The following is a 24,240-nucleotide window of genomic DNA, read 5'->3' as shown; positions in this document are numbered from 1 at the left end:
GACGCACCAGAAACCCCAGAATTAACGGGCTTTGGCAAAGGGACGGTAGATTGCAGAGCGATAGGGACAATGGGCGGATTCGCGTTCCCAAGACTTCGGAGCTGGTGGCCGATCAGATCCGGGCGCAGATTATTCGCGGCGAACTGACCGAGGGCGATTCGTTGCCACCCGAAGGCGTGTTGATGACCACGCTCGGTGTGTCGCGGCCGACGCTGCGCGAGGCGTTTCGTATTCTCGAGGCCGAGAGCCTGATCAGCGTCGTGCGCGGATCGCGCAGCGGCGCGCGCGTGCATCGCCCTTCGACCGAGCTTGTTTCGCGTTATGCCGGCTACGTGCTGGAATCACAGGGTACGACGATCGCGGATTTTTACGCCGCGCGTCTGGCGATCGAGCCGACGGTGGTGCGCTGGCTGGCGACGGTTAAGGGCAAGACTCCGGGGATGCCCAAACTCAAGTCCGTGCTCAAGGACCTCGGTGATATGCTCGCCAACGAGCAATATGACGAATTCATCGATAATATCGCCTATTTCCATCAGGTGCTTGTCGAGGCGACGGGCAACAAGACGCTCAGTTTTATGAACCGGATGCTCCTGAACCTCGCGCGTACCCACCAGAATGATTATCAGCGCCGCCACCCACGCACGACGGAGGAACGGATGAAAAGCATCCGCGCCGGGTTTAAATCCTACGACAAGCTGATCGGCCTGATTGAAAAGGGTGAGGTCGAGGAAGCCGTCGCGCACTGGCGGCTGCACCTGCGCAACGCCAACGAAACGTGGGCGGTGCGCGGCGAAGGCGAGCGGATCGTCGATTCGCTGCACGGATGAGCTTCATCGAAGCGATGATCGTTGCGGCGGAGCGGGCAGCTGCTGCGCCGCTCACCGTTGCTTCGGATATCCGCCCCTGCACAACGGCTTTGGGCGAAGTGATCGCCGCGGGCCGCCGCATGGGCACACGAATGACGGCCTCGGGCGTCGGACCCGGCGATATTGTCGGCTGTATGGTGCCCAACTGGCGCGAATGGCTGGTGGTCGCGGTCGCCGCGGCGCAGGCGGGTGCCGTGATGCTCCCGATCGTCACGATTTATGGCGCCAAGGAGCTTGGCTTCATTCTTCGCCAGTCCGGCGCCAGATGGCTCTTCACCCCCGATCATTTTCGCGGCGTAGATTATGACCGCGTCGTTGCAGATTGCGGTGCTCTGCCCGCGCTCGAACGTCATATCGCGACCGGTCCCGCTTTTGACGCACTGGAGGCCGACGGTCCCATCGCCGATCCGGTGCGCATCGACCCGGACGATATGGCGCTGCTCGTCTACACATCCGGCACCACCGCCGATCCCAAAGGCGTTATGCACTCGGCGCGCGGTCTGCTCGCGGAACTGGCGACGATGCAGGCAACGCGCGGCGGCGATGGAAACGATGCCGTCATCTCGCCCTGGCCGCCCGGCCATGTCGCAGGCGCATTGTCGATGTACCGCTATCTTTGCCAGGGCGCGCCGCTGGTGCTGATGGACCAGTGGGACGCGTCCCTGGCCGCCGAACTGGTGGAACGGCACCGCGTCACCACGTCGTCTGGCACGCCTTTCCATCTGTCTGGCATGATTGCGGCGGCTGACGCCAACGGCAATGACCTCAGCTCGCTGCGCCAGTATCTGGTGGGCGCGGCGCCGGTGCCACCGTCCCTGATCGCGCGCTGTCAGGCACAGGGGCTGGCGGTCTATCATTGCTACGGGTCGAGCGAACATCCAACAGTGACTTCAGGCGTTGTCGACGATCCGCTCGACAAGCAACTCCACACCGAAGGCCGCGCGATCATGGGATCCGAAATGCGCTTCGTCGATGACGACGGCCATGACGTCGCCGCGGGGGAAGACGGCGAAATCTGCACCCGTGGCCCCGAACTCTTCATGGGCTATCTGGACCCTACGCTCAACGCGGCGGCCTTTCTTCCGGGCGGTTGGTATCGCACCGGCGACATCGGCCGCGTTGATGCCGACGGCTATTTGCTGATCACCGACCGCAAAAAGGACATCATCATCCGCGGCGGAGAAAATATCTCGTCGAAAGAGGTCGAGGCGGTGCTGTTGTCGCACCCCGCGATCGTCGATGCCGCCGCAGTCGCCGCGCCTGATGACCGGATGGGCGAGGTCGTGCTGGCCTGCGTCGTGCTGGCGCCGGACGCCGCGCTGACTTTGGATGATGTGCGCAACCATTTTGCCGGAGCGGGGATTGCCAGACAAAAGACGCCCGAACGGCTCAGCATCCTGCCCGAATTACCGCGCAACGCCTCGGGCAAGGTGCTGAAGCACGCACTGCGGCAAACCGCCTAGTTGCGCATAATAAAGCCGCCATCGACGTTGAGCGCCTGACCCGTGATCCAGTCACCCGCCGGCGAACAAAGTAGCAGCAGCGCGCCGACCAGCTCTTGCGGTTCGCCGCGCGGTTGCTTGACAACGCGCGCCATCGCCGCTTGCACGAACGGGCTTTCCTCGGGGGTCAGCGCCTTGCCCGCGTCGGACATCGTCATGCCAGGCGCGATCGCGTTGACGTTGACGTTCAGCTTGCCAAGCTCGGTGGCTAGCGTGGTGGTCAGGCCGAGCAGCGCAATCTTGCTGATGCCATAGGTGGTTTGCGCCGGAAAGCCGCCTGCCGACAGCTGGTTGACGATCTTTCCGCCGCCGCGCGCCTGAAACAGCGGCACGGCCGCTTTGGAACAGATCAGCGCGCCGGTCAGATTGACGCGCATCAGCTTCTCGAAATCGGCGACGCTTGTCTGGATCGCAGGTGTACCCACTGCTTCCACCATCAGTGCGGCATTGTTCACGAGGATATCAAGTCCGCCAAAGGTAGCCTTCGTGGCGGCCATCATGGCCGCTACCGACGCTTCGTCGGCGATGTCGGCCTCGACCGCGATCGCGCTGCCACCGGCCGCAGTAATCTCGTCCGCAACGCGATCGGCGCCCTCTTTGTTGAGATCGGCGACGACGACGCGGGCACCCGCATTCGCCAACCCGACCGCATAAGCGCGCCCGATGCTGTTGCCGCGCCCCCCCGCGCCGGTGACGATCGCGACTTTGCCGTCGAGCCGAAATTGGTCGTTGGTGAAATCGGCCATGCTCACGCCTCCTGCTTCGGGAAAATGGGGGCGCCGACGCCGATGGTGACGGTCTTGTAGTGCAGGAATTCGTCGATCCCAGCCTTGCCGCCCTCTTTGCCGAAGCCCGAGATGCCCACCCCGCCGAACGGCGTGTGCGGATTGATCTGGAATCCGCCATTGTTATAGACGCCGCCGGCGTTAAGCCGCTCGGACAGCCGGTGGACGCGCTGCAGATCGTTCGACTGGATATAGGCGGCGAGGCCATATTCGCTGTTGTTGGCGATGGCGACCGCCTCATCCTCGTCGTGGAACTTGATCACGACGACCGCGGGACCAAAGATTTCGACCTGGCTGATCTCATGGTCGGGGTCGGCATCGACGATCAGCGTCGGTTCGATGAAGTTGCCGCTCGCCAGATCGCCGCCGCAGCGCCCACCGCCGAGCAGGAAGGTCGCGGCGCCGTCGGCCCGGGCGCGGTCGAACATGGCGGTAATCCGGTCGACCGCCGCCTTGTTGATAACGGGGCCGACCGCGACCGTCGGATCCATCGGATCGCCGACCTTGAACTGGGTGATGATTGCCTTCAGTCGCGCGACGAAATCGTCGTAGATGTCGGCATGGACCAGCTGGCGAGTGGGCAGCGCGCATCCCTGTCCCGACAGACAGCCGACGGTCCAGAACACCGCGCGTTCCGCCGCCGCCTGGACGTCGCAATCGGGAAAGACCAGGCTGGCCGACTTGCCGCCCAATTCCATCACGCTCGGTTTGATCTCCTCGGCGCACGCGGCGAGGATTTTGCGGGCGGTGATCGGTCCGCCGGTAAAGCTGATCTTGCGGACCTTCTTATGGCGCACGATTGCGTCGCCCGCCTCGGCGGTGCCGGGCAGGATCGACAATACACCGTCGGGTACTCCGGCCTTGGCGCACAATTGCGCAAATAGTTCGGGCGCGAACGGCGTAATCTCGGCGGGTTTGCAGATCACGCAGTTACCCGCGGCAAGCGCCGCACACACCTTCATCCCCAGCGAGATCAGCGGGCCGTTCCAAGTGATGATGATACCGACGATGCCGATCGGCTCGGGCACCGTATAGGACAGCTCGCCGCGCGTATCGAAGGTGCTGAGCAGCTCGCCCGACAGCTTGTCGCACCAGCCGGCATAGTAGCGCGTCCACCCCACCGCGGTGTCGACCCCGCGTTCACCGACCATCAGCGTCGTGCCGCCGTCGAGCGCCGCCGCATGGGCCAGTTCGGCCCGATTTTCCTCGAGCAGGTCGGCCAGTCGGTTGAGGATATCGCGCCGCGCCTCCGGCTTGGTGCGACGCCAAGCCTCGCGCACCCCCTCGGCCTTGGCGACCGCTTCCTCGACCTCTTTGGTCCCGGCGAGCGGAATGTCCGCCTGCACCGATTGGGTCACGGGATGCAGATGGGCGTGCGTTCCGCCGCTGCCGCTGCTGCGTTGCTCATGTCCCAAATGCAGGTGAACTGCGGGTGCTGCGCTGGTCATCATTCTATCCTCTTCGGGTTGTTCAGTTGGTATCGGGCAGGACGAGCGTCAGGCCGCCGTCGGCGCCGGGCCGCATCACGGGACTCCAGACGATTTCCCACCCATTGCCTTCAGGATCGCTGAAATAACCCGAATAGAGCCCGCCATCGCGGTCGCGGATCGCACTGGTGACGGTGGCGCCTGCATCGATCGCCTTGGCGAACTGCGCATCAACGTCGGCCTTGGTCTCAACAAAGATGGCATTGATGGCGCGCGGAGTCGCCGACAGGTCGATGCCGCTTTCTGCGGCCAGATAGTCGCGCGGGACAAACACGATCACCGCGGTGCCGGCGCGCAGCATCAATGACCCCGGCATATCCGGACCCCAGCTATTCCAGCCCAGATCGCCCAGATAAAATCTGCGCAGCGCCGCCATGTCGGTGGCAGGCATCATCACCATATGAAGGGCTTGATCCAATTGTTTAGCTCCACGCCAGATGCAGATGTTCGAGCGCCATTACGCTGCCGCCCCGGCACGTCTCGTCACCCTTTTGGACCTGTTCGAAATGTCCGACGCGGGCGAACCAGGCGCGGTAGAAAACGATCAGCTCCATGCGCGCGAGGTGAAGGCCAAGGCAGGTGTGAATGCCCGCCCCGAAAGCCGCGTGGCGATAGAATTGTCGCTCGAGCGACACGATTTTCGGATCGGGATTAAGACCCTCGTCCCACCCGACAAGTGGCAAAGGGGCCAGAATACAGTCCCCGGCGTGCAGCTGCACGCCTTCAAGCTCGGTGTCCTGGACGATGTAGCGCGGGGTCGCGACAAAGGCATAGCGGCGCAGCAGTTCCTCGACCAGATCGGGGATCACGGCCGGGTCGTCGATCGCCCGCTGGCGCAGCTTTTCGTCATGCGCAAGGTGGCGCATCCCGAAACTCATCGCATTTGTGACCGTGTCGAGTCCGGCCAGGAACATCAGGAAGCCGATCGACATCATCTCCTCGAATGTCACCCGCCGGCCATCGACGTCGCTGACGATGATCTTGGAAATCATGTCGTCCTGAGGTTCCGCCATCCGCTGCTGGATCAACTCGGCCAGATGCCCCAGGATTTGTTGCGCCAGCGCATTGCGCTCGTCTGGCGTCGCGCGCGCATTGAAAAAACTGACGACAAGATGACGGAACTCGTCGAACTTCGACATCGGAAAGCCGAACAATTCCATGAACACAGCAACCGGTAGGCGCGATGCGATGGTCGATACAAACTCGCATTCCCCCGCATCGACGATTTCACCCAACAACTGGTCGGTCCATTCGACGACCCGTCCTTCGAGCGGTTCGATCGCTTTCGATTCAAAGAACGGGCGCAGCATCTGTCGATAGGGGCGATGCTCGGGCGGATCGAGCATCTCGGGGATCATCTTCGGCTGGTTGGGATTGGGCGGGATCGACAGATAGCGGCTGGAGAAGATTTCAGGATGCCGTATCACCTTCGAAACCGACGCCGACGTGTTGCACATCCAATGTCCGCCATGAGCGTTGGTCCAGAACACCGGCGGCGCGGTTTCCTTCAGTTCCCAATAACGGTCATGGACGTCGGCCAGCAGGCCGGGGTCGGCAATATAGTCGAACTCATAGACCGGCGAACGCGCCGGTGCTTGCGAATCGGTCATATTCTCTCTCCCATTGACGTAAGTAAACGAGTGTTTACATAAGGAGTCAACGGGGAGATATGATGACGACCACAATCGAACAGCCTTCGCGCGATGCCGACCGGACAAGGGCGGCGATCCTTTTTGCTGCGCAGCAAATTTTCGCCGAAAAGGGCTTTGCCGAAGCCGGCGTGCGCGACATTACCGCGCTCGCCGGCGTGAACCCGTCGCTGGTCAGCCGCTATTTTGGCGGCAAGCTCAAACTGTTCGAGGCGGCGCTCGATGCTGCACTCGATCCCCGGCTGATGACCAACCTGCCCAAGGAAAATTTCGGCAAACTCATTGTCGCGCGCTTTGCCGACGAGGATGATCGCGTTAGTCCGCTGCCGATGATGTTCCGTGCCGCCGGTGACAGCGAAGCGCGCGCAATCACCGCGCGATTGCTGCGCGACCGGGTGTTCGAGCCGTTGCAGATATGGTTCGGCGGCGACATTGCGGCGGTCAAGGCGGCGCGGTTCATGATGGTTTCGCTCGGCTTCTTTGCTTACCGCGACCAGTTGCCGCTCGCCGAATTCGCGGGTCCAGTCGAACCCAGTCTTCGCGCCTGGCTGGAAAGCGAGTTCCAGGCCATCGTCGACGACTAGGCACGGCCTCATAGCGTCCCCATGTCGATCACGAACCGGTATTTGACGTCCGATTTCTCCATGCGCTCATAGGCCGCATTGATGTCGGCCATCGCGATCGTTTCGATGTCGGGCAGGATGCCATGCACGGCGCAGAAATCGAGCATTTCCTGCGTTTCCTGGATACCGCCGATAGCGGAGCCGCCAATGGATTTGCGGCCGCCTAACAGCAGCCCCGAATGAAAGCCGGGCATTTGCTCGATCGCCCCGACGATCACCAGATGGCCGGATGTCTTGAGCAGGCGCAGATAATTCTGATACTCATGCCCGACCGGGATCGTGTCGAGGATGAAATCGAAGCGGCCGTTCGCTGCCTTCATTGCTTCCTTTTCGGTCGCGATCAGCACATGCGCGGCGCCTAGCGCACGCGCGTCGTCGGCTTTGGATGGTGAGGTGGTGATCATCGTCACCTCGGCGCCGAGCGCGGCGGCGAACTTTACCCCCATATGGCCGAGCCCACCGAGTCCGGCCACCGCGACCTGCTGGCCAGGGCCGACGCCCCAATGCCGCAGCGGCGAGTAGGTGGTAATGCCCGCGCAGAGCAGCGGCGCGGCTTTCGCGAGGTCGAGCGCTTCGGGAACGCGCAGCACAAACGCATCGCGCACGATCACGCGCTTCGAATACCCGCCTTGCGTCTGACTGCCGTCGTGCCGGTCGCGGCTATTGTAGGTGCCGACGCTGCCAGGGCAATATTGCTCCTGATGGTCGGCGCAGTTCGGGCATTCCAGACAGGCGTCGACGAGGCAGCCGACCGCGACAGCGTCGCCAATCGCAAAACCCGAAACCGCGCTCCCGACGGCGCTGACGCGGCCGACGATCTCATGTCCCGGCACGATCGGATAGCGTGTCCGTCCCCAGTCGTTGCGTGCGGTGTGCAGGTCGGAATGACAAACACCGCAATAGAGGATATCGATTGCGACATCGTCGATGCGAAGGTCGCGTCGCTCGATCGGCAGCGGGGCGATGGCGGCGTCGGGGGCGATTGCGCCCCAGGCGGCTACAGCTTCAGTCATACCGGATCCTTCAGCAACAGGGCCGCGTCGGCAGGCGCGATGAACTGCAACAGATGCGCGCGCTTCAGGCAAAGATGCGGCGCCGCTTCGTCGGTCATACCGATACCGCCATGGACCTGGATATTGGCGCGGCCGTTATCGAGCGCGGCCTGATCGGCGAGCCGTTTGGCGGCGGAGATGTGAAAAGCTGCGTCGGCGTGCCCGGCGTCGAGCGCGCAAGCGGCATAGTAGAGCTGCGACCGCGCAACCGCAGCGCGCACCGCCATGTCCGAACAGATGTGTTTTAACGCCTGGAACCAGCCGATCGGGCGGTCGAACTGCTGGCGCAGCTTGGCATAATCCGCCGCCATGTCGCGCGCTGCATCGGCGCACCCCACGGCATAGGCGGCGGCGAGCAATTGGAGGTGCAGCGGTGCGGCCGTATTGTCGCTCTGTACCGACACCGTCCACGACCGACGGCACTGGTCGGTCGACAGATCGATCGTCGGCGCGTGTGGAGCGTCGTCGGGCGTGACGAACAGACAAAGCTTGTCGGCTTGCCACATCAGCACCGCGGCCGATCCCCCGGGATCGAGCACGCGCATATCGCCGGGCTCGTCGGCGGGCAGCGCAAGGGCGACCTTGCCAGCAAAGCCGTCGGCGAACCAGCGGTTGGCCGCCGCGGTGGAGAGCAAGCCGATCGGCGCGATAGAACGGCCGAGTTCGCAAAACACCACGGCTTCGGTGGCATGATCCAGGTCCATTCCGGGCGCGGTCATGCCCGTCCAGCCCATCGCTTCCAATTCAGCCCACAGTCCCGGAGCACGCCATCGCGCATCCTCCAACGCCATGTTGTCGCGGCACCAGTCTGCGGTCGCGGTCCGCAGAGCTTCCTGCTCGTCGTTGAGGGTCAAATCCATCGCGTCACCTCGATTTCGGCAGGCCGAGCAGGCGCTCGCCGATGATGTCGCGCTGAATCTGCGCGGTTCCGCCCGCGATAGTCGATGCAAAGCCGCGAAGATAATCCTGCACCGCATTGTCGTCGCCATAGGCGAAGTCGATCATGTCCTCGCCCATCAGCAACACCGCCATCCGTTCCAGCCGCTGACCCAGCTCGGCCGTGAACAGGCGGATCACGGACGCTTCGGGCCCTGGCTGGCCCGTCCGCACCACCTCGGAAATGTTGCGATATGTCATCGCGCGGAGCGCAGCGACCTCGGCGCGCATCTGCGCCAGCTGATCGGCGATGCCGTCATCCCTGATCATGCCATTGGCGCGAGCGGTCGCAATCAGCTCGGCGATCTCCTGACCCGCTCTTACCTGCTCGGCGATGAAGCCGGTGCCGCGCTCAAAGCTCAGCGTCGACATGGCAACCTTCCAGCCGTTGCCCAAGCCCCCGACGACATTCGACAGCGGAATGCGGACATCGTCGTAAAACACCTCGGCAAATTCGGTCTGCCCCGACATTTTACGGATAGGGCGGATCGTGATGCCCGGCGCGTGCATGTCGCAGATCGCCCAGCTCAGCCCGGCGTGGCGCTGCGATCCCTCTTCGGTGCGCAAGACCAGTTCCTGCCAGTCGGCAACATGAGCAAAGCTTGTCCAGATTTTCGACCCGTTGACGACCAGTTCATCGCCCTCGATCCGCCCGCGCGTCTTGATGCTCGCAAGATCGGACCCCGCGCCGGGTTCGGAAAAACCCTGACACCAGATCGCCTCGCCCTGCAGGATGCGCGTCAGGTGATAAGACTTCTGTGCCTCGCTCGCGTTCAGGATCAGCGTCGGCCCGCCATGGTTGACGCCGACGAAATTGGCACCGATCCATGGTGCGTGCGCCTTGGCATATTCCTCCAGCCAGATGACCTGCTGGACGATCGACAGTCCGCGCCCGCCATAGGCCGTGGGCCAGTTTATCCCCGCCCAGCCGGCGTCGAACAGGCGGCGTTGCCACGCCTTGTCGAAACCGATCGCGTCGGCGGCATCGATCGGGCGCTTTTCAAGCGGCACATTGGACTGCAACCAGTCGCGGCATTCGTCGCGAAACCGCATTTCCTCGGGCGAAAAACCGATATCCATCAATCGGCCTTTTTGGCGCGGCCGATCGGCTCGCCCTTCTTGCGCATCGCCGGATCGAAGCCCGCGTTGCGCATCAATTCATGGCTAAGCCCGGCGCCCAGCGCCATGCCGTCGGTGTCATAGATCAGCCGTTTGTTTTCGGCACTGCTGTGGCGACTGTTGCCCAGCATCAGCGCGGCAAGTTCGGCGACCTTGGCGTCGAGCGCGTCTTCCGTCACGCAATAATTGGCCAGCCCCATCGCCGCCGCGTCCTCGCCCGAATAGGGCTGGCACGTCAGCATCATTTCCAGCGCCTTTGCCTGCCCGACCCGGCGCGGCAGGCGCTGCGACAGGCCCCACCCCGGCACCAGCCCCCATTTGCCATGCGTATCGGCGAAGCGTGCGCTGGGGTCGCAGACAATGAAGTCGGCCGACAGCGCGAATTCGAGCCCGCCGGTATAACAACTGCCGCTCACCTTCGCGATCACCGGTTGCGGCAGCTTGGTCAGCCGTTCGAGGATCAGCATCTCCTGCCGCAGCCAGCCCAGCGCATCGGCGTGGGGTGGCTGCTTCAGATCGTGTCCGGCACAGAAATGCCCGCCCGCGCCCGTCACGACGATCACTCCCACCGCGCTGTCATTCGCCTCGATATCGCGGATATGGGCGCGAAATTCGCGAAACAGCGCGCGGTTGACCGCGTTGCGCTTCGCGGGGCGGTTGAGGGTCAGCGTGCAGACGCCATCTGCATCGTCACGCAGGACGAGGGCGTCGGTCATATCTTGTCTCCGCGTGTCTTGGCGATGGCGGCCGCGGCGGTCCCGTCGGCGCGGGCGCGCTGGCCGAACTGTTCGCGGATCGGCACAAACTCGGGCATCACCAGCGACCGGCGAAGCCAGTTGGCGGCGTCGACGACCAGCGTATGACCGCTGATATACGTCGCATAGGGCGAGCAGAGGAACGTCGCGGCCCAGCCCAGTTCGCGCACTTCGCCGACGCGCATCCCCGGGATCGTGTTGTCACCGCGTTCGCCGACGCGGTGGCGCGTCATATGCTCGGGCAGATCGTCGTGCGGAAAGCGTCCCGGCGCGATGCAATTGACGCGGATGCCGTCGGGCGCCCATTCGACCGCAAGGCTCTGCGTCAAATTGGTGACCCCCGCCTTCGCCGCCGCCGAGTGCGCGGTTCCGGGTCCGCCCGTCCAGCTATAGGTCGCGCCGATATTGAGGATCGCCCCCGGCAGCCCCGCCGCAAGTCGGCGGATCGCAAACTCGCGGCTGCAATTATAGGTGCCATTGAGGACGATATCGACGACGGTGCGAAACCCGTTCGGCGTCATTTCCTCGGCCGGGGCCGGAAAATTCCCCGCCGCATTGTTGATCAGCACGTCCACTGGCCCCAGCGTCGCCTCGATCTCGTCGAACGCCGCTGCGATCGCTTCGGGATCGCGCACGTCGCACGCGACCGCAATCGCTTCGGCACCAACGTCCCGAATAGCCGCCAGCCCTGCTTCCAGATGCTCGGGCTTGCGGCTCAGCACCGCGATCTTCGCGCCCAGCCGCGCGAACTCGATCGCCATGCCCTTGCCCAGTCCCGTGCCGCCGCCGGTCACCGCGACCACTTGGCCGGTGTAGGTTCCATCGGGCAGCGCTTTCGCGCCGAGTGGCGGCGGGGCGGGAAGGGCCATTTACTTGCCTTTATAGTGGGGCGCGCGCTTTTCGCGGATTGCGGCGCGGGCCTCGTGATAGTCTTCGGTCTTGAAGAGGTAGCTTTGCGCATAAAGCTCGGCGCGCGTGCCGGAGCGGATCGTCGCGCCATGCATCAGGTTGATCATCTCCTTCGCCATTGCGAGGTTGATCGGCGGTTTGGCGGCGATGTCGCGTGCGACCTCCAGCGCTTTCGCATCGAGGCTTTCCGGCTCCACGACGAAATCGACCGCCCCCCATTCGAGCGCGGTGGCGGCGTCGATCTTCTGGCCGGTCATCACCATATATTTGGTGCGCGATGGCCCGATCAGCGCGGTCATCATCTGCGTCCCGCCGGTGTCGGGCAGCACACCGTAAAGTATTTCGGGCAACGCCATTTTCAGCGTGGTGTCGCTGATCCGGATATCGGCCGCGATGGCGAGTTCGCACCCGCCGCCGATCGCGCCGCCCTTCAGCGCGGCGATAATGGGTTTGGTCGATTCCTGCATCCGCAGACGGCCTTCCTGGTGGCGGCGCACAAAGTGAAAGTCGCTTTCGTCGCGCGCGCGCTGGCCGAGCACATTGGTGTCGCGCCCCGAGCAGAAGCTTTTGCCGGTCGCGCGGATCAGGATCGCGTTCGACTCGGTCTCCTCAAGCGCCTCTCCGATCAGCGCCTGAAACAGCGCCGACATATCGTCGTCCATCGCGTTGTGTCGGTCGGGCCGGTTCAACGTGATGATGCGCAGAGAACCGTCGATTTCGCTCAATATTTGATCGGCCATGACCGCGATTCTCCCAAAGCATTTCGACATAGGCCTTGCACGAGTTATATAACTAGGTCAATTATGTCGTGACAAATAAGATCAGGGAGAGAGCGGATGTTCGAAGCCAAAACGGCATTGGTCACGGGCGGATCGCGCGGCATCGGCGCGTCGATCGTAAGGCGACTCGGCGCCGCGGGCGCGCATGTCGCGATCAACTATGCCGGCAGCAAGGATGCCGCCGACGCGCTCGCGGCCGATATCGTCGCCACCGGGGGCAAGGCGTTCGCGGTCCAGGCCGACGTGTCGACCCTTTCGGGCATTGCGGCGATGTTCGACGCCTGCGACGCGCAGTTTGGCGGCGCCCCCAATCTCGACTTCCTCATCAACAATGCCGGGGTCGGGCGCAGCGGGCGCGATGGCACGTTAAAGGGTGCGGACGAGGATCTGTTCGACGAGCTTTTCGCGGTCAATGTGAAGGGTCCGCATTTCGTGACGCAGGCGGCGCTCCCGCGGCTTCGTGACGGCGGGCGGATTGTCAACATCGGCTCGATGTCGGGCAAGGTCGGCCAGCCCTTCGCCGCAAGCTATGCCATGACCAAGCGCGCGGTGCAGAGCCTGACCTTCAGCACCGCTCTGGCTGTCGCCAAACGCCAGATCACCTGCAACTGTATCGCGCCCGGCGCGGTCGCGACCGACTTCATCACGGCATTGCGCGACCAGCCCGGCTGGGACGAAGCGACCGCAAAGCATACCCCGATGGGCCGTCTTGGCGAGCCGGATGATATTGCCGGCGCGGTGATGATGTTGCTGGGCGACGACGCACGCTGGGTGACGGGCCAGATCATCGAAGCGAGCGGAGGGCTCGCGCTCTGATGGCGCTGATGACTGAAAAATTGCGCGCGATCATGGCGCTTGATCCCGAACGAACCGAAATTGATTTCGAGGGGCGGGATTATAGCTGGGGCCAGATTGCTGCGTCGGTCCGCGCCATCGAAGCCGCAATGGACGCCATGGACCTGCCCGAAGCCGCGCGCGTCGGCGTGATGCTGCGCAATCGTCCGGGCCATATTGCGGCGATCGTTGCGGTCCTCTCGTCCGATCGCTGCCTCGTGACGCTCAATCCGATCCTGCCCGACGCAAGACTGATGGCCGATGTCGAGGGATTGGTGCTTCCCGTCGTCATCGCCGACGCAACCGATCTCGCGCGATCCGGCGTCGCGGCGGCGCTCGAGCGGGCCGGATCTGCTGTCATCGAGATCGACCCGCTCCTCGGCGGCGTTCGCATCGTCCAAGCTGCGGTCGGGGTCGAGGTCAAAACCTCGTCGGGGGTCGCCGTCGAAATGCTCACTAGCGGCACCACCGGTGCGCCGAAACGCGTGCCACTGAGCCGAGCGGCCTTCGACGCGAGCTTTCGCGGTTTCACCAAATATGAACGCGGGCGCAGCTTCGACGACCCGCCAAAGCTCAATTCGGGTTGCACGATGGTGGTCAACCCGCTCACCCACATCGGCGGGATTTATGGCTGTATCGCTGCGCTTGCGGCGGGGCGAAAGATCGCGCTGCTCGAAAAGTTCAGCGTCGATGCCTGGGTCGCATCGGTAAAGCGCAACAAGCCCTCGGTCGCTCCGGCCGTGCCCTCGGCCGTACGCATGCTGCTCGATGCCGACGTCGAACCCGCCGACCTGTCCAGCCTCAAATCGCTCATCTCGGGTACGGCTCCGCTATCGCCTGATCTGGTCGATGCGTTTCTCGCCAAATATGGCATCCCGATCTGCAGCAATTACGGCGCGACCGAGTTTGCGGGCGCCATCGCCGGCTGGACGATTGATGATTTCCGCCTGCGTTGGGCGGAGAAGCGCGGCGCGGTAGGCCGCGTCCACGGCGATATCGAGGCGCGGATCGTCGATCCCGAAACCGGGGCCATTCTGCCGGACGGCGCGGAAGGGCTGCTCGAGCTCAAGGGCCAGCAGCTCGCCAACGATATGCAATGGCTGCGCACGACCGACCGCGCCGTGCTCGATCCCGATCGCTTTCTTTATATCCGGGGCCGCGCGGACAATGCGATCATCCGCGGCGGGTTCAAGATTCACCCGGACGACGTCGCGCGCGCGATCAACGATCATCCTGCTGTGCGCGAAGCCGCCGTCGTCGGTGTCCCAGACGAACGGCTCGGCGAAGTGCCCGTCGCTGCGATCATCTTGAAGGACGGTGCCAGCGAACCGGCAGCCGACGACCTCAGGGCTTGGCTTAAGGACCGGCTGATCCCCTATCAGGTTCCGCTCCATTTCCGATTCGTTGCCGATTTTCCGCGCACCCCTTCGATGAAACCATCGGCGCCTGAACTGCGGCGTCTGTTCGGCGACGCCTAACCGAGCGCCTCTATGATATCGGCGTGTCGGGAAACCGTCGCTACGAGCGGGAGGTGCATCGTCACCTGAATCTGATGCGTCTCCGCAGTGCCGCCTGCGGCGCTGTCCTCGGCAATCACCGAAGTATAGCCATGACCCACTGCTTCGACCGATCCGCCCATCAGCGCGACATTTGTCGAAACACCGCAGAATACCACAGTGTCGATCCCGAGCCCGCGGAGGGTGGAAGCGAGATCCGTACCCGTGAACGCAGCCATGCCATGGTGGCGTTCAGAAACGATATCCTGGCCGCCTACGACGATATCGTCATGGATCGCCGCGAAGTGGCTGCCCGATACAAGGTTACCCTCCCTGAAAATCCGGGCTGCAAGTACGCAATTGCGGTTCCACCCGTAAAAATCGGCACGTGCGGTGATCGTGCAATGAATAACCGGAAATCCACGCTCACGAAAACCCGCAGAGAGCGCATTGATCTTGCCGACAATGCCGCGCGTTGCGACTTGTTCGGCGAGCGGAGTATCCCGAAACGCTCGGTCGGTGATACCGTTCTGCATCTCAGAAATTAGCAACGCAGGCCGCTTTCCTGGCTCGAGACCCTTGACCGTCATCCCATTCTCCTTGCTCGACCTATCAAACTAGGTAATATATGTAGCGAAGGATAAGGGCAAGGGAGAGAGCGATGGAAGAGTCTTTTGTCGGCAAGTCGGTGATTGTGACCGGTGGCGGTCGTGGGGTTGGTCGCGGTGTCGCGAAGGCTTTCGCAAACGGGGGGGCACAGGTCATGCTGGGCGCCCGGACCATCGCTTATGCCGAAGATGTGAAAGCAGAGATCGAAGAAGCAGGCGGCGCCGCCGAATGCTATGCCGCCGACATCGCACGCCACGCCGACTGCCGCGCGCTCGTTGCGGCGACCGTAGAGGCCTTTGGTACGATCGATATCATCGTCCACGCCGCCGCCGACATTCCGCACGGCGGTGTTGGACAAGTCGACGACGAGCGCCTTGAGGCGGGCTTTGCCAGCACTGCCAAAGCAGCGTGGTGGCTGCTCGACGCAGCGCGGCCTTACCTTGCCAAGGCACAGGGCGGCGGCCGCTTCATAGCGATCGGGTCGATCAATGGCACGTTCAACGTCGTTCCGAACATGACCGCTTATGGCATGGCCAAAGCTGCGCTCGATGCCTTTATTCGCGCCGCCGCGGGCGATGTGGTGGGGGAAGGGATCACCGTAAACGCGGTCAACCCTGGCCTCATTGCCAGCGATCGCGCGAAAGCCGTGCTCGGCGACGAGGGGCTTGCCGCCTATGGTGCGACGGTCCCCGTTGGACGCGCCGGTACGCCCGCCGACATTGCGCATGCCTGTCTGTTTCTCGCATCGGCAAAGTCCGACTATATCACCGGCACGACGATCAAGATGGACGGCGGCTCGACCGTCGCCGCATCGCCAGGACGTAACGATATCTTGCAAGAACGGCTCAAGCTTCAGCAGGGCAAGGCACCCTGATGGACTTGGGCATCACCGGCAAGGTTGCGCTCGTTTTCGGCGGCTCAAAGGGGATCGGCCTCGGCTGCGCGCACGAATTCGCGGGCGAAGGCTGCCGGGTCGTGATCGCCGCGCGCACGCAGACGACGATCGATGATGCTGTCGCCGAATTGCAGGCGGCGGGCGGGCAGGCGATGGGCGTTTCGGCCGATTGCACCACGAAAGACGGAATCGCGTCGGCGGTGAAGACGGCGAGCGAAACGTTCGGGTCGCCAGACATATTGATCTTCAACGTCGATTCCGGCCCAAAGGGCGCCTTCCTCGATGTCGACGACGAAACCTTCGCGGCGGCGAACAACAACAATGTCATGGCCTTTCGCTGGGCGGTGCAGGCGGTTTTTCCGCATATGCAGGGCAAGGGCTGGGGCCGCATCCTGACCATCGGCACCAATTCGGTAAAGGCGCCGCACCGCAAGCTCGCGCGTGCGGCACAGAACACCTATCGGGTCGGAGCGCTTGCGCTCTCGAAAACATTGTCGGCTGAACTCGGTCCCTTCGGCATCACCGTCAACACGCTGGGCACCGGCGCGATCGCCACGCCGCAATTTCGCGATGTGTTCACGAAAATCGCCGAGGCGCAGGGACAGACCTATGACGAGCATATCGCCGAACGCACCAGCCATTATCCGATCCCGCGGATGGGGACGCCGCAGGACATGGCGGCTGCCGCTGCCTTCCTCTGTTCGGATCGTGCGGGGTTCATCACAGGTCAGGTGCTGATCGTTGATGGCGGCAATCTGGAAGTTCTGCAATGATTGAAAGCAAGGAAATAACAGCATGAAACTCGACGATAATTTGGTCGCAGTCGTTACCGGCGGCGCTTCAGGCCTTGGCCGTGCCAGCGCCGAGGCGCTCGCAAGCGCGGGCGCGAAGGTGGCGATCTTTGACGTCAATGAAGAGGGTGGTCAGGCGGTCGCCGACGCAATCGGCGGTATCTTCTGCAAAGTGGATATTACCAGCGAGGACAGCGTTATCGCGGGATTCGAAGCGGCCCGCGCCGCGCACGGACAGGAACGGGTGCTCGTCCACTGCGCGCAAATCTCGAAGGGCGGCAAGACGGTCCGCTACGACAAGGCCAGCGGCGGCTATGTCCGTTACTCGACCGACGACTATGCCTTTTCCGCGCAGGGCATTTTGATCGCAAGCTACCGCCTCGCGTCACTGTCGGCGCTTGGCATGGCAAACGCCGAACCGCTCAATGACGATGGCGAACGCGGTGCAATCATTCTCACGGCATCCGCTGCGGCGCAGGACGCTCAAATCGGTCAGGTCGGCTATGGGTCTTTGAAGGCGGGGGTGAACGGTCTGGTGCTACCGCTGGCGCGCGATCTCATGGATCTTGGCATCCGGGTCAATTCCATCATGCCCGGCATTTTCGCGACGCCGCCGATGCTGGCGGTCAAGGATCGCGCCCCCGCGATTTTCGAGGGGTTGGCGGCGTCGGTACCATTCCCCAAGCGCCTTGGGCATCCGGAAGAATTCGGTTCGCTGGTGCTGGAACTCGTCCGTAACGGCTATTTCAACGGCCAGACTCTGCGGCTCGACGGCGCCATCCGTATGCCGCCGAAATAGGATCAATGTTTTGAACGCTCCTCAGCAATTCCCCTTTGCACGTCAGTCGGCCGGCCCCGCGCCCGACCGTCGCCCCGGTTCGATCCGACGAACGACGTCGATCGACTCGGAATGGCCGGACGGCTTAGGTGAGCCTTGGGTGATGCAAGGACGCGGCCGCGATCTGCTGACCCCCTTCGACGGGGATCCGGTCGAGCTGGCGACCGGTGAATTTCGTATCCGGACGTCGCCGATGCGCGAGATTCTCGAAATATCGGCTACCCCCGATCATCCCCGCCTGTCCGACATGGTCGGCGTTCGCGCGGGCGGGGCAAGCCGCCATGCGCTGGCGGCGACGCTGAGCGACATTCGCGGCACGCCGACGTTTCAGCTTCTCGACGATTTCGCCGGCGCCAGCCTTGTCGCGGGATGGATATGGTCGCGGTGGATCGCCGACTGGCAAGCGGCGATGCGCAGCAAGGGAACCCAATCGACCGCCGGCAACAAGGGGCGGATGCTCAATATCTGCACCGGGTTTACCGAGGGGGCCAGTTCGCTGTCCGATGTCGGCAGCGTCGACCATTCGCATCAATCCTCGACCGAGGTCGGCCCTCTCGTCAATCCGGATGATCCAGTGGGCTGGCACGCGATGACCGAACAGACCGGCCGTCCGCAGGCGCGGCGTGCGCGGCGAATCGATGTGTGGCGCTCCGAGGGGGTGCTCAAGATCGACGCGGGCTTTCAGGACAGCGGCCCCAACCCGCAGGGCACACGCACCGCGATTCACGAGTATCGGGTCTATGCCGAAATCGACGAGGTGGATGAAATGTTGCTGTCGCTTCAGGTTTTGCCACTGATCCTGCCGTTCCGCGAATGTCCCGGTGCGTCGATGAAGGCGGCAAGGATGGTCGGCCAGAAGGTGGCGGACTTCCGGCAGGCGGTGCTCGACACGCTGGTCGGAACCTTGGGTTGCACCCACCTGAATGATGTGCTGCGCGCGCTTGCCGACGTCCCCACGCTCGCACGATTGTTACCAAAAGGACGCAGTTGAGAACAATTTAGCGCGCCATTCCCAACGGAAGGCGCAATCCACTTGTCTGTCTTATTAGACTTAGTTATATAACTGGATAAGTGAGGCCGGCAGGAAGCCTTGCAGGGAGGATGTTGACCATGAATTTCAAGCAGAAGCGCTATTCGTTTCGGATGCTCGCTCAGGTTTCGTTGGCGGCAGTGGCGCTGTCATCGGCCCCGGCCTTTGCCCAGGACGCCGCAGCGCCGGCTGACGAAGCCCAGGAATATGGCGGCCTTGACGCCATCATTGTTCAGGCACGCAAGGTCGACGAAAACCTCCAGGACGTCCCGGTTGCAGTTACTGTGCTGTCGGGCGATGATCTCGCCAACCGCAATGTCCAGCAGGTGCAGGACTTGGCCAATTTTACGCCTGGCCTGCTGATCCGTTCGGGTTCGAACACCCCCAGCGCGCTGACCGTAACACTGCGCGGTCAGGTCCAGACCGATACGCTTATCACGCTCGATCCATCGGTCGGAACATATGTTGACGGTGTTTATTGGGCACGATCCTATGGCCTGAACGGCGATTTCCTCGACGTCCAGTCGGTGCAGGTGCTCAAGGGGCCGCAGGGCACCCTGTTCGGTCGCAACACCACCGGCGGTGCGCTGCTGATCAACTCGAACAATCCGGATCTCAATGACTTTGGGGGCAGCCTGTCGGTCACGTACGGCCGATTCAACGAGTTTCAGGCGACCGGCGTACTCAATTTGCCGATCGTCGATGACAAGCTCGGCGTGCGCGTGGCGCTTCAGCGACTGAGCCGCGAGGGTTATACCACCAATGTCGTTCCTGCGGGCACCGTGTCGGCGATCGCGCCCGATAATCCGGCCGTCGCACAGGCGCCGTTTGCGGGTACGCCGGACGGCGTAAAGCTCGACAACCGCGACCGGTGGAATGGACGGGTCAAGGTCGATTTCAAGCCAACCGAAAATTTCACGCTCCGCCTGTCGGGCGAATATTTCCGGATGGATGAGCAGTCCCCCTCTCGGCAGTTGCGCCTTGCGACTTCGGGATTCACCGCGTCCAATTCCACCTTTAATCTTGGTGGGACTGGTGCACTGTTCGTCGGCCTGATCAATGGCGCCACACCCGCAACGGCCACAGCGCTCGGACTGTCGCTGCTCAACCCGGACATTGCGGCGCTCGCTGCCGACCCGTCGATCGCTTCGAACAACGAAGTGCCCTACGCCTTCGCCAAGACGAAGACTTTCGGTGCGACGGGCATCCTCGACACCAGCTTCGGTCAGATGCAGATGATCCTCGGTTATCGCAAGATCGACGCTCATGCCGGCGTCGACCTCGACGGCAGCCGCTTCGCGATCCATTTCACCGAGAGCCAGCAGTCGGTCGAACAATATTCGGGCGAGTTTCAGATCACTGGCACGGCGTTCGATGACAAGCTCGACTTTGCGACCGGATTCTTTGCCTTTCACGAGAACGGATTCGATCAGTCGATCTCAATCGTGGCTCCGGCGATCAACCCCGTTACGTCGCATTTCTTCGCCAATATCGACAATGACAGCATGGGTGCCTACACACAGGGCACGTTCCATTTCACCGATCGCTTTTCCTTCACCGGCGGCCTTCGCTATTCGGTAGATGACAAGGGGATCAACAGCCTCAACAACAATTTCAATCGGGCGACGCAGACCACGACTTGTTCGCTGTTCACTGCTCCGCCGATTGTTGGTCCGGAGCTGGTCGAAACGCCGCAATGCGCTGTGAAGCGCCGCGACAGTTTTTCAGGCTGGTCCTATACGGCGGGTTTAGAATATGATCTGACCGACGACACGATGGTCTATCTCAAGACCGCGAAGGGCTTCCGCTCGGGTGGTCAGAATCTGCGCGCGCCGTCGTCGGTCTTCTTGATTCCGTTCCAACCCGAAGTCGCCTATTCTTACGAGGCGGGGTTCAAAGGTGAGTTTTTCGATCGCCGCTTGCGTTTCAACGCGGCGGTTTATCAGTCGGACATCAGCGATATTCAGCGTAGCACCCTGATCGCCCAGCCCGGGGCTAACCAAGGCGCGTCGGCCACGGTTCTCGGCAATGCGGGCAAGGTGCGGGTTCGCGGTTTCGAAACCGAGACGATGTTCGCCGTCACCGACGATCTTCGGCTCAGTGGCTTCCTCGCCCATGTCGATCCGAAATATGTCAGTTATTCGGATTTGCAGGGAGACCGCAGCTTCGAACGTTTTGAATCGATCGCACGTTGGCAGTGGGGCGCCGCGCTCGATTTCAATCGCGATTTCGGCGATTTTCGTCTGAAACTTCACGCCGACTACAGCCACCTCGGCAAGAGCCCGACCGGATCCTATTTCTTTCCGCAGAATGCGGCGACCGTTCCCCCGGGATCGACGGCCGTTCCGGGTGCCGTCAACACGCAAAACGATGCGGTCGTGTTTACCACGACACGCAAGGCTCAGGATCTGTTCGGCGCGCGCGCGGCGGTCAGCTTTGCCGATGACACATACGAACTCGCGGTTTTTGTGCGTAATATCACCAACAACCGCACGTTTGTGAATAATCTGCTGGTGGCGCCGGTGGGCTATGTCTCATCGACCCGGCAGGAACCCCGCACCTTCGGCCTGACGGGGACGATAAGATTCTGAGAACACAGGGCGCTCTTAGGAGCATCGGGGGAGGGACGGCTTGCCGGACCTCCCCACTTTTTTGGGAAGGGATAGCATGGCTACCGACTCATCGAGCCGCCGCGGCCTGACCCTTGGACTGCTCGTAATCGTCGCGATCCTCAGCTATGTTGATCGCCAGGTTTTCACGCTGTTCCAAGATGATATCAAGGCCGAACTCGGACTCGACGATGGCCAGCTTGGCCTGCTTACCGGTATCGCCTTTGCCGCCTTCTATGCGCTCGCCGCGTTTCCGATCGCGCGTTATGCCGATCGCGGTGACCGGCGGCTGGTGATCGCGGTGTGCGTGTCGATCTGGAGCGCGGCGACCGCGCTGTCGGCCTTTGCGTTCAGCTTCTGGCAGATGCTGCTCGCACGTGTCGGGTTGGCCGCCGCCGAAGCGGGGGCCGGTCCGGCGGGCATGTCGCTGCTCACTGACATTTTTCCCAAGGAACGCCGCACGACCGTCATTTCGGTCATGCTTGCCGCCAACGCCGTTGGGCTTTCTGGGGGGCTCGCGCTCGCGGGATGGCTGTCGCAATGGTATGATTGGCGCACGGTCTTCATCATCGTCGGCCTACCGGGGATTGGCGTCGGTCTACTCGTCTATCTGTTGGCTGCCGAACCGCGGCGCCGCGGCGTAGTCGAGCCGGTCGCACCGCCGCAGACGAGCCTTGGCGAAGTGCTTCGCACCATGGCGGCCAGCCCGTCGCTACGCTGGGTCGGATTGCTGCTTTGCATGGTGCCGCTGACCGGTTTTGCCTTCATTCTGTGGGGCGCATCCTTCTTTCAACGGGTCCACGGCATGGACAAAACCGAAACCGGCTTCTGGCTCGGCGGGGCAATGGCGGCCGGGCTGGTGATCGGCAATCTCGTCGCGGGCTGGGTCAGCGACCGTTATGGTCAGGCAAACCCGCGGTTCAACGGCTGGTTCGCCGGTATCGGATTGCTCGTGTCATTTCCCTTTGGCGTCGGGTTCGCCCTTTCTGCCGATCCCTATGTTGCACTCGCCTGTTTCGTTGTCGTGAAATTCATGATGACGCTGCACCTCGGCCCGATCATCGCGCTCTGTTTTTCGCAAGTGCCGGTTCAGATGCGGGCGATGATGTCGGCGACGATCAACATGTTTATCGGGCTAGCGGGCGTCGGGCTTGGCGGCACTGTGGCCGGCTATCTCAGCAAGGCGTTTACACCGGGCTATGGCGAGCTGTCGCTTCAGCCGGCGCTGGCGATCCTGTCGGGGTGCCTGCTCGTGGGGGGTGTCGCTGCGATCATGGCGGGCAGAACAGCAAGACCGCTGGCGGAATGAGCCAATAGCCCCTCTTCTTCAGGGGAGGCGCTGGGGCGCGGGCTGTCGGCATAGTGCAAAAATGACCGATCCCACCCCGCTGCGATGAACGAACAAGTTCGTATGTCTCGCCGCCGTACCCATGAAGGAGAGGGAGCAATGTTACGCCGCGGCCTTTGCGCTGGTGGCGACCTCGGGTGTGACACCGAATAGCCGCGCGGCGTTCAGCCCCAGAATATTGCGACGCACCTCCTCGCTGACATCCATGTCCTCGAACAACTCGTCGACAATGCGGCGGCTGATCGGGAAAGTGCCTTCGGCGTGCGGATAATCGGAACCCCACATGACATTCTTCGCGCCCCGCAACCCGGCCGCGGCGGAAACGATGCAGGCGCGGTCATGCTGGAAGCTCGCCCAGATCTGGTCATCGACAATCTGGCTTGGCGCGCGGCTCAGCTTCGGAAAGACGAAATTGGAATGCGCGATCGACACTTCGTCCATGCGCTCGGCGAGCGCGACCAGCCAGCTGGCGCCGCTCTCGATAAACGCGACCCGCGCGCCCGGGTTGCGGTCAAGAACGCCGCCTGAAACGAGGTACATCGCGGTTTGCTGCGCATCGGTCATCTGATTGGTATAATTGATGATGCCCGCGCCAGGTCCGCGCTCGATGACCACCGTTTCCAGTCCGGTCCCCGTGTGCATGACAAATACGATCCCCAACGCTGCGGCTTTGGCAAAGACCGGATCCCATGCATCGTTGTTATATTTGGGCAGGTTGGGCGGCGAGACAGCCGGAAGCATCGCGGCGGTAAAGCCTTTCGACGACAGATAGTCCAGTTCGGCAAGCGTGTTGGAGAAATCGAGCACGGGCAGCATCCCGCAGCGGACAAAACGGTTTGCGTGTCCGCCAAGGAAGCTGTCGTTCCAATCGTTGTAGAGGCGCGCCGAAGCCGCTTCGGCGTCGGCATTGTCCAGGCAGTAAAGCCACAGGCCCAGCGAGGGGAAACAGATTTCGCTGTCGATACCCTCCAGCTCCATATCTTCCAGTCGACCAGCGATTTCGCGGATACCCCGCCGTTCATTATCGCCCAGCGCCTTTTCGCGATGCTGGCCGACGCGCAGGCGATAGATGATCTTATCCTTGGTGCCCGTGATTAGATATTCACCCTCTTTACGCGCGTGGATCGCATGATCCTTCAGCGACGCGGGCAGGCCTTCCAGGAAAATATCTGCCGGCTCCATGATATGGCTGTCGGCGCTGAATACGAAGGGTTTCATGATGGTCTTCCTCTCGACTCGGCTCGATCCGGTCTGATCTAATAACTACCTAGTTATACAAGTCTGGGCAAGGAAAATCTAGACATTGGGCCTATTTGCACATAAACAGA

General features: G+C 62.5%; 23 protein-coding genes. 11 read left to right on the top strand and 12 right to left on the bottom strand.

Annotation, left to right across the window (positions count from 1 at the left end; genetic code table 11):
• Window positions 1–104: 104 nt before the first annotated feature.
• Complete coding sequence (locus tag K0M74_RS15170; RefSeq protein ID WP_293974221.1) at window positions 105–827, top strand: GntR family transcriptional regulator; 723 nt, start codon at window positions 105–107, stop codon at window positions 825–827.
• Complete coding sequence (locus K0M74_RS15165) at window positions 824–2,329, top strand: AMP-binding protein (RefSeq protein ID WP_293974218.1); 1,506 nt, start codon at window positions 824–826, stop codon at window positions 2,327–2,329. Before K0M74_RS15170 ends, K0M74_RS15165 begins: the two co-directional genes overlap by 4 nt.
• Here the strand turns inward: K0M74_RS15165 and K0M74_RS15160 are convergent.
• The 4 genes from K0M74_RS15160 to K0M74_RS15145 are packed head-to-tail and all read right to left on the bottom strand — an operon-like array spanning window position 2,326 to window position 6,250.
• Window positions 2,326–3,114, bottom strand: a complete 789-nt coding sequence (locus K0M74_RS15160; RefSeq protein ID WP_293974215.1) for an SDR family oxidoreductase — start codon at window positions 3,112–3,114, stop codon at window positions 2,326–2,328. The genes K0M74_RS15165 and K0M74_RS15160 overlap by 4 nt on opposite strands.
• A gap of 2 nt (window positions 3,115–3,116) precedes the next feature.
• The gene (locus K0M74_RS15155) at window positions 3,117–4,601 is read right to left on the bottom strand and encodes an aldehyde dehydrogenase family protein (RefSeq protein ID WP_293974212.1); all 1,485 of its coding nucleotides are present in this window, start codon (window positions 4,599–4,601) and stop codon (window positions 3,117–3,119) included.
• Window positions 4,602–4,623: 22 nt separating this feature from the next.
• Entirely contained in the window at window positions 4,624–5,058 is a 435-nt protein-coding gene (locus K0M74_RS15150) for a VOC family protein (RefSeq protein WP_293974209.1), read from the bottom strand.
• Window positions 5,059–5,062: 4 nt separating this feature from the next.
• Entirely contained in the window at window positions 5,063–6,250 is a 1,188-nt protein-coding gene (locus K0M74_RS15145) for a cytochrome P450 (protein WP_293974206.1), read from the bottom strand.
• 59 nt (window positions 6,251–6,309) lie between these two features.
• On the opposite strand from K0M74_RS15145, the gene K0M74_RS15140 reads away from it, so the two are divergent.
• On the top strand, window positions 6,310–6,873 hold the full coding sequence (locus tag K0M74_RS15140) for a TetR family transcriptional regulator (protein ID WP_293974203.1): 564 nt from the start codon (window positions 6,310–6,312) through the stop codon (window positions 6,871–6,873).
• An 8-nt stretch (window positions 6,874–6,881) separates the two neighbouring features.
• Here K0M74_RS15140 and K0M74_RS15135 read toward each other — a convergent pair whose 3' ends face one another.
• The 6 genes from K0M74_RS15135 to K0M74_RS15110 are packed head-to-tail and all read right to left on the bottom strand — an operon-like array spanning window position 6,882 to window position 12,423.
• Window positions 6,882–7,925 carry an NAD(P)-dependent alcohol dehydrogenase gene (locus K0M74_RS15135; protein ID WP_293974200.1) on the bottom strand — a complete coding sequence of 348 codons (1,044 nt, stop codon included), beginning with the start codon at window positions 7,923–7,925 and terminating at the stop codon, window positions 6,882–6,884.
• Window positions 7,922–8,824, bottom strand: a complete 903-nt coding sequence (locus K0M74_RS15130) for an acyl-CoA dehydrogenase family protein (RefSeq protein ID WP_293974197.1) — start codon at window positions 8,822–8,824, stop codon at window positions 7,922–7,924. Before K0M74_RS15130 ends, K0M74_RS15135 begins: the two co-directional genes overlap by 4 nt.
• A gap of 4 nt (window positions 8,825–8,828) precedes the next feature.
• Window positions 8,829–9,980: an acyl-CoA dehydrogenase family protein gene (locus K0M74_RS15125; RefSeq protein ID WP_293974194.1), complete on the bottom strand. Its 1,152-nt coding sequence runs from the start codon at window positions 9,978–9,980 to the stop codon at window positions 8,829–8,831.
• Complete coding sequence (locus K0M74_RS15120) at window positions 9,980–10,735, bottom strand: enoyl-CoA hydratase/isomerase family protein (protein WP_293974191.1); 756 nt, start codon at window positions 10,733–10,735, stop codon at window positions 9,980–9,982. The genes K0M74_RS15125 and K0M74_RS15120 overlap by 1 nt, the downstream gene beginning before the upstream one ends.
• Window positions 10,732–11,643 carry an SDR family oxidoreductase gene (locus K0M74_RS15115; protein WP_293974188.1) on the bottom strand — a complete coding sequence of 304 codons (912 nt, stop codon included), beginning with the start codon at window positions 11,641–11,643 and terminating at the stop codon, window positions 10,732–10,734. Before K0M74_RS15115 ends, K0M74_RS15120 begins: the two co-directional genes overlap by 4 nt.
• Complete coding sequence (locus K0M74_RS15110) at window positions 11,644–12,423, bottom strand: enoyl-CoA hydratase/isomerase family protein (RefSeq protein WP_293974185.1); 780 nt, start codon at window positions 12,421–12,423, stop codon at window positions 11,644–11,646. It abuts the gene before it with no gap.
• Window positions 12,424–12,519: 96 nt separating this feature from the next.
• Here K0M74_RS15110 and K0M74_RS15105 point away from each other — a divergent pair, with 96 nt between their 5' ends.
• Together K0M74_RS15105 and K0M74_RS15100 are read left to right on the top strand one after the other, a co-directional pair.
• Entirely contained in the window at window positions 12,520–13,278 is a 759-nt protein-coding gene (locus K0M74_RS15105) for an SDR family oxidoreductase (protein ID WP_293974182.1), read from the top strand.
• Between the two features lie 8 nt (window positions 13,279–13,286).
• Window positions 13,287–14,774, top strand: coding sequence for a class I adenylate-forming enzyme family protein (locus K0M74_RS15100; RefSeq protein WP_293974179.1), 1,488 nt, complete (start codon window positions 13,287–13,289; stop codon window positions 14,772–14,774).
• Here K0M74_RS15100 and K0M74_RS15095 read toward each other — a convergent pair.
• Window positions 14,771–15,382: a cysteine hydrolase gene (locus K0M74_RS15095; protein ID WP_293974176.1), complete on the bottom strand. Its 612-nt coding sequence runs from the start codon at window positions 15,380–15,382 to the stop codon at window positions 14,771–14,773. The two genes, K0M74_RS15100 and K0M74_RS15095, sit on opposite strands and share 4 nt — an antisense overlap.
• A gap of 71 nt (window positions 15,383–15,453) precedes the next feature.
• On the opposite strand from K0M74_RS15095, the gene K0M74_RS15090 reads away from it, so the two are divergent.
• The 6 genes from K0M74_RS15090 to K0M74_RS15065 all read left to right on the top strand — a co-directional run bounded on the left by K0M74_RS15090 (window position 15,454) and on the right by K0M74_RS15065 (window position 22,873).
• The gene (locus K0M74_RS15090; protein WP_293974173.1) at window positions 15,454–16,275 is read left to right on the top strand and encodes an SDR family oxidoreductase; all 822 of its coding nucleotides are present in this window, start codon (window positions 15,454–15,456) and stop codon (window positions 16,273–16,275) included.
• Window positions 16,275–17,069, top strand: a complete 795-nt coding sequence (locus K0M74_RS15085) for an SDR family oxidoreductase (RefSeq protein ID WP_293974170.1) — start codon at window positions 16,275–16,277, stop codon at window positions 17,067–17,069. Before K0M74_RS15090 ends, K0M74_RS15085 begins: the two co-directional genes overlap by 1 nt.
• A 22-nt stretch (window positions 17,070–17,091) precedes the next feature.
• Window positions 17,092–17,886 (top strand): SDR family oxidoreductase, encoded by a 795-nt coding sequence (locus K0M74_RS15080; protein ID WP_293974167.1) that lies wholly within the window; start codon window positions 17,092–17,094, stop codon window positions 17,884–17,886.
• A 142-nt stretch (window positions 17,887–18,028) separates the two neighbouring features.
• Window positions 18,029–18,916 carry a DUF2889 domain-containing protein gene (locus K0M74_RS15075; RefSeq protein WP_293974342.1) on the top strand — a complete coding sequence of 296 codons (888 nt, stop codon included), beginning with the start codon at window positions 18,029–18,031 and terminating at the stop codon, window positions 18,914–18,916.
• 119 nt (window positions 18,917–19,035) lie between these two features.
• Window positions 19,036–21,546 carry a TonB-dependent receptor gene (locus tag K0M74_RS15070; protein ID WP_293974164.1) on the top strand — a complete coding sequence of 837 codons (2,511 nt, stop codon included), beginning with the start codon at window positions 19,036–19,038 and terminating at the stop codon, window positions 21,544–21,546.
• Window positions 21,547–21,622: 76 nt separating this feature from the next.
• Window positions 21,623–22,873 (top strand): MFS transporter, encoded by a 1,251-nt coding sequence (locus K0M74_RS15065; RefSeq protein ID WP_293974161.1) that lies wholly within the window; start codon window positions 21,623–21,625, stop codon window positions 22,871–22,873.
• 141 nt (window positions 22,874–23,014) lie between these two features.
• Here the strand turns inward: K0M74_RS15065 and K0M74_RS15060 are convergent, their stop codons facing one another.
• Window positions 23,015–24,130 (bottom strand): amidohydrolase family protein, encoded by a 1,116-nt coding sequence (locus K0M74_RS15060; protein WP_293974158.1) that lies wholly within the window; start codon window positions 24,128–24,130, stop codon window positions 23,015–23,017.
• Window positions 24,131–24,240 lie beyond the last annotated feature (110 nt).

Origin of the sequence: Sphingopyxis sp., from assembly GCF_019459305.1 — a bacterium.
GTDB lineage: Bacteria > Pseudomonadota > Alphaproteobacteria > Sphingomonadales > Sphingomonadaceae > Sphingopyxis.
This window is presented reverse-complemented; position numbering and strand designations above follow the sequence as displayed.

Bases quoted from the DNA above. Each gene is read 5' to 3' on its own strand.
- K0M74_RS15130 (WP_293974197.1), bottom strand. From the start codon at position 8,824: ATGGATTTGACCCTCAACGACGAGCAGGAAGCTCTGCGGACCGCGACC.
- K0M74_RS15080 (WP_293974167.1), top strand. From the start codon at position 17,092: ATGAAACTCGACGATAATTTGGTCGCAGTCGTTACCGGCGGCGCTTCA.
- K0M74_RS15070 (WP_293974164.1), top strand. From the start codon at position 19,036: ATGAATTTCAAGCAGAAGCGCTATTCGTTTCGGATGCTCGCTCAGGTT.
- K0M74_RS15090 (WP_293974173.1), top strand. From the start codon at position 15,454: ATGGAAGAGTCTTTTGTCGGCAAGTCGGTGATTGTGACCGGTGGCGGT.
- K0M74_RS15105 (WP_293974182.1), top strand. From the start codon at position 12,520: ATGTTCGAAGCCAAAACGGCATTGGTCACGGGCGGATCGCGCGGCATC.
- K0M74_RS15060 (WP_293974158.1), bottom strand. From the start codon at position 24,130: ATGAAACCCTTCGTATTCAGCGCCGACAGCCATATCATGGAGCCGGCA.
- K0M74_RS15145 (WP_293974206.1), bottom strand. From the start codon at position 6,250: ATGACCGATTCGCAAGCACCGGCGCGTTCGCCGGTCTATGAGTTCGAC.
- K0M74_RS15075 (WP_293974342.1), top strand. From the start codon at position 18,029: ATGCAAGGACGCGGCCGCGATCTGCTGACCCCCTTCGACGGGGATCCG.
- K0M74_RS15155 (WP_293974212.1), bottom strand. From the start codon at position 4,601: ATGACCAGCGCAGCACCCGCAGTTCACCTGCATTTGGGACATGAGCAA.
- K0M74_RS15125 (WP_293974194.1), bottom strand. From the start codon at position 9,980: ATGGATATCGGTTTTTCGCCCGAGGAAATGCGGTTTCGCGACGAATGC.
- K0M74_RS15165 (WP_293974218.1), top strand. From the start codon at position 824: ATGAGCTTCATCGAAGCGATGATCGTTGCGGCGGAGCGGGCAGCTGCT.
- K0M74_RS15065 (WP_293974161.1), top strand. From the start codon at position 21,623: ATGGCTACCGACTCATCGAGCCGCCGCGGCCTGACCCTTGGACTGCTC.
- K0M74_RS15110 (WP_293974185.1), bottom strand. From the start codon at position 12,423: ATGGCCGATCAAATATTGAGCGAAATCGACGGTTCTCTGCGCATCATC.
- K0M74_RS15095 (WP_293974176.1), bottom strand. From the start codon at position 15,382: ATGACGGTCAAGGGTCTCGAGCCAGGAAAGCGGCCTGCGTTGCTAATT.
- K0M74_RS15085 (WP_293974170.1), top strand. From the start codon at position 16,275: ATGGACTTGGGCATCACCGGCAAGGTTGCGCTCGTTTTCGGCGGCTCA.
- K0M74_RS15160 (WP_293974215.1), bottom strand. From the start codon at position 3,114: ATGGCCGATTTCACCAACGACCAATTTCGGCTCGACGGCAAAGTCGCG.
- K0M74_RS15115 (WP_293974188.1), bottom strand. From the start codon at position 11,643: ATGGCCCTTCCCGCCCCGCCGCCACTCGGCGCGAAAGCGCTGCCCGAT.
- K0M74_RS15120 (WP_293974191.1), bottom strand. From the start codon at position 10,735: ATGACCGACGCCCTCGTCCTGCGTGACGATGCAGATGGCGTCTGCACG.
- K0M74_RS15140 (WP_293974203.1), top strand. From the start codon at position 6,310: ATGATGACGACCACAATCGAACAGCCTTCGCGCGATGCCGACCGGACA.
- K0M74_RS15100 (WP_293974179.1), top strand. From the start codon at position 13,287: ATGACTGAAAAATTGCGCGCGATCATGGCGCTTGATCCCGAACGAACC.
- K0M74_RS15135 (WP_293974200.1), bottom strand. From the start codon at position 7,925: ATGACTGAAGCTGTAGCCGCCTGGGGCGCAATCGCCCCCGACGCCGCC.